Source organism: Kitasatospora sp. NPDC007106 (assembly GCF_040634455.1).
Taxonomy (GTDB): Bacteria; Actinomycetota; Actinomycetes; order Streptomycetales; family Streptomycetaceae; genus Kitasatospora; species Kitasatospora arboriphila.
Window position 1 is genome coordinate 1 of sequence record NZ_JBEYFP010000614.1, and the last position, 3,611, is coordinate 3,611.

At 76.6% G+C, this 3,611-nt stretch carries 2 protein-coding genes and 1 pseudogene; 2 read left to right on the top strand and 1 reads right to left on the bottom strand.

The window, feature by feature from the left end; genetic code table 11:
• Window positions 1-648 (bottom strand): LacI family DNA-binding transcriptional regulator (locus ABZ641_RS29435; RefSeq protein WP_359986625.1); only part of this gene is annotated, 648 nt, incomplete at its 3' end.
• 97 nt (window positions 649-745) lie between these two features.
• Between ABZ641_RS29435 and ABZ641_RS29440 the strand changes: the two genes are divergently transcribed.
• Both ABZ641_RS29440 and ABZ641_RS29445 read left to right on the top strand, forming a co-directional pair.
• Window positions 746-1,741, top strand: coding sequence for an ROK family protein (locus ABZ641_RS29440; protein ID WP_344622379.1), 996 nt, complete (start codon window positions 746-748; stop codon window positions 1,739-1,741).
• Window positions 1,742-2,041: 300 nt separating this feature from the next.
• Window positions 2,042-3,611, top strand: a pseudogene (locus ABZ641_RS29445) (hypothetical protein); the annotation flags it as partial.

Here is a 3,611-nt window from a genome sequence, read left to right on the forward strand (position 1 = left end):
GACCGGCAGTCGGGCCGTCCCCATCGCCTCGCGGTAGCCGCGCAGCCGCTCCGCGCAGGTGTGGATGTGCGGCAGGTCCCCGACGAAGCCGATCCGGCGGTGCCCGTGCGCGATCAGGTGGGCGGTGCCCGCGCGGGCACCGCCGGCGTTGTCGCTGAGCACCGCGTCGGCCTCGATCCCGGCGCCGGGTCGGTCCAGGAAGACCACCGCGAGACCGGAGGCGGTTTCGGGCAGCAGGTAGCCGTGGTCGCCGCCCGCGGGCACCACCAGCAGCCCGTCCACCCGGCGGGCGCACAGGGCCAGGGCCAACTCCCGTTCGCGGTCCGGGTCCTCGGCGCTGGAACCGGCGAACAGCAGACAGCCGTGCTCGCGTGCGACGGCCTCCACCCCGCGGGAGAGCGTCGAGGAGAACGGGTCGCCGATGTCCTCCAGCACCAGGCCGACGCTGGCGGTGGAGCCGGTGCGCAGCAGCCGGGCGCTGTCGTTGCGGCGGAAGCCGAGTTCGGCGATCGCCGCCCGCACCCGGGCCGCCATCGCGGGGCTGACGCCGGACTCCTCGTTGACGACCCGGGAGACGGTCTTCAGTCCGACGCCCGCCGCGGCCGCGACGTCCTTCATGGTGGGCCTGGCGGCAGGTCGGCTGTTCATGACCACGCAGCATACGGACCCCGACGGCGCTGGACAACGTTGTCAGGCTCGGCCAGAATCGACCCCCGTACCACCGCACCTGCCCCGGAGCACCACCATGAGCAGCGCCAGGACGGCCGGCCAGGCCGCACCCGGAACCGACGCCCCCGGCCTCGTCGCCGCCCTCGACATCGGCGGGACGAAGATCGCCGGCGGACTCGTCGACCCCTTCGGCCGGCTGCTGCACCAGGTTCAGCGGCCCACCCCGGCCCGCGAGGACGCGGGCACCGTCCTCGGCGCCGTCCACCGCGTCCTCGACGAGCTCTCCGCGCACCCGCTGTGGGGCGGGGTGCGGTCCCTCGGCATCGGCAGCGCCGGCCCGGTCGACACCTCCGCGGGCACCGTCAGCCCGGTCAACATCGCCGCCTGGCGCGGCTTCCCGATCGTCGCCGAGGCGGGCGCGCACCCGGCCGTCCGGGGGCTGCCGGTGGTGCTCGGCGGCGACGCGGTGGCGATGACGGCGGCCGAACACCGTTACGGCGCCGCCCGCCCGTACGCCGACGCGCTCTGCCTGGTCGTCTCCACCGGCGTCGGCGCCGGGCTCGTCCTGGGCGGCAGTGTCCACCACGGGCGGACCGGCAACGCCGGTCACCTCGGCCACATCAGCGTCGACCTGGACGGCGACCCCTGCCCGTGCGGCTCGCGCGGCTGCCTCGAGATCCTGGCCAGCGGCACCGCGATCGCCGCCCGCGCCGTCCGGGACGGCTGGCGGCCGACGGGGACCGACACCTCCGCGTCCGCCGTCGCCGAGGCCGCCCGGGCCGGCGACCCGATCGCGCTCGCCTCCTTCGACCGCGCCGCCCGGGCGCTGGCCGCCGGCATCGCCGCGACCGCCACCCTGGTGGAGATCGAGGCGGCCGTGATCGGCGGCGGCGTCGCGAGGGCCGGGGACGTCCTCTTCGACCCGCTCCGCCGCCACCTGCACACCTACGCCGCCCTGCCGTTCGCCGCCGGGCTCACCGTCCTGCCCGCCCACCTCGGCACCGACGCGGGGCTGGTCGGCGCCGCCGCCCTGGCCCTCGACGAGCTGTCCGGCCGGGAAGGTGCCGGGTAGTCGATCCGACCACGTGTCGTGACGCAGGTGCCGTGATCTTCACGGTCGAGGTGTTCGCGGCTGTTCCGCCGTACCCGTGCTCCTCTGATCGGAAGCGGGAGCATCACGGCCGCTGTCGATCGCCGGTCGGTGGAGTCGGACGAGGACCGCGGCGGAACCCGGTTCCCCCTGCGTTCCGGCGGTCTTCGCCCGTGCCTCGTGCCCCGGCCGCGTCCGGGCAGGTGTGCGGGCCGGTCCGTTGTCGCCGCCCCCCGCTACGGTTCCTGCCGGCACCACGGCGGTGCGGGAAGGGCGGGAGCAGTGAACGACGGCGCGGCCACGGTGATCGGATGGGACGAGGTGCGGGCCCTGATCGCGGCCCGGTTGCCGGGCGCGGTGATCGAGCGTCTGTCCGGGGTGCCCGCGGACCGGTTGGACCATCTCCGTGCGCCGTTGCGGCGGCTGCGTTCCGAACTGCTCCGCGACGCGGTGTCCGCCGAGGCGAACCGCTCCTTTCCCGCTCACGGACAGCTGGCGGCACTCCGGGCAGCCGGCCTGTCCGCCGCCCGCACGCCGGTCGAGGCCCTCGGCTGGCTCACGGACCGCCGCCTGCGGGACGCCACCTGGCCGCTGGCCGACGGCGGCTCCACCAACGCGGACCACCACGCGCTGCTCCGCGTCCTGCTCGAGCCCCACCGCAGCACCGCGTGGCAGCGTGAGCTCGCCGTCCGCCTCGCCGAGTGGCTGCCGGCGCGCGGGGACGGTCCCCGCTGGCTGGTGGCGCACGGCCTCACCGTCTGGTCCGGGGCGGAGGTGCCGGCCACCGACGGCTACGTCACCGGGTGGCTTCGCGAGGGCGGCCTGATGCGGCACCACCACCGCGAGATCGCCGAGTGGTTCGCCGACCAGGGCCTGCGCGAACCGGTGCCGCACCACGACACCCTGCTCTCCTGGCTGCGCGCCCAGCCCCGGCTGGCCGAGTTCGTCCGCCGGCTGTTCGAAGTCCCGGACGTCGGAGGCGAGTTCGCCGATCCGCATGCCGCCCGGTCCGGACCCGGGAACGTGTGGCCCGAGGCCCTCACCGCGCTGGCCGCCGAGGGCGTTCTCGACCGCGCCGAACTGCTCGACCACTGCCTCGGCAAGCTGCTCCGCGGCGACCGGCCGGGCAACCTTCGCGGATTCCTCCACCTGCACGACGCACTCGCGCCGTACCCGGACGAGGTCCTCGCCCGCTCCCGCGACTACCTCCGGCTCGCCGCCGACGGAGCGCCCACCGCCGCCAGGACCGCCCAGGCGGCCCTCCGTACCCTCGACGACCGGCTCCCTGCCGACACCTTCGCCGAGCTCACCGAGGCCGTCCTCGGCCGCCCCGAGAAGACCCTGGCCACCGCCCAACTGACCTGGGCCGGCGCCGTGCTGCGACGCCACCCGGCGCAGATCGACGCCCTGCTTCCGGCGGTGGCCGCCGGATTCGCCCACCCGGCCACCGAGGTCCAGGACAAGGCCCTGCGGCTTGCAACCCGCCACCTCGCGCAGGCGGGGCCCGACACCGTCCGCGCCCTCCGCACCGCGGCCCAAGGGCTCGGGCCGGTGCAGGCGGTGGACGCCCGCCGCCTGCTCGGCACGGACGACGCCACGGCCGACGCGGACGCCGCCCCCTGGGCCGGTGCCGAACCGCTGCCGTCGGCCGCCCCCGGGCCCGCACCGGCCCGCCCGATGCCGCCGGCCGTGTCCGGGCCGCACGAGCTCGCCGAGCGGCTGGCCGCCCTGCTGGCCGATCACAGCCCGGAGCCCGTCGAGTTCGAGGCGGTCCTCGCCGCCGCCGTCGCGGAGCACCACCGCGACGCACCGGCGCTCGCCGAGGCACTCGCCCCGCTCGCCGCCCGACGCG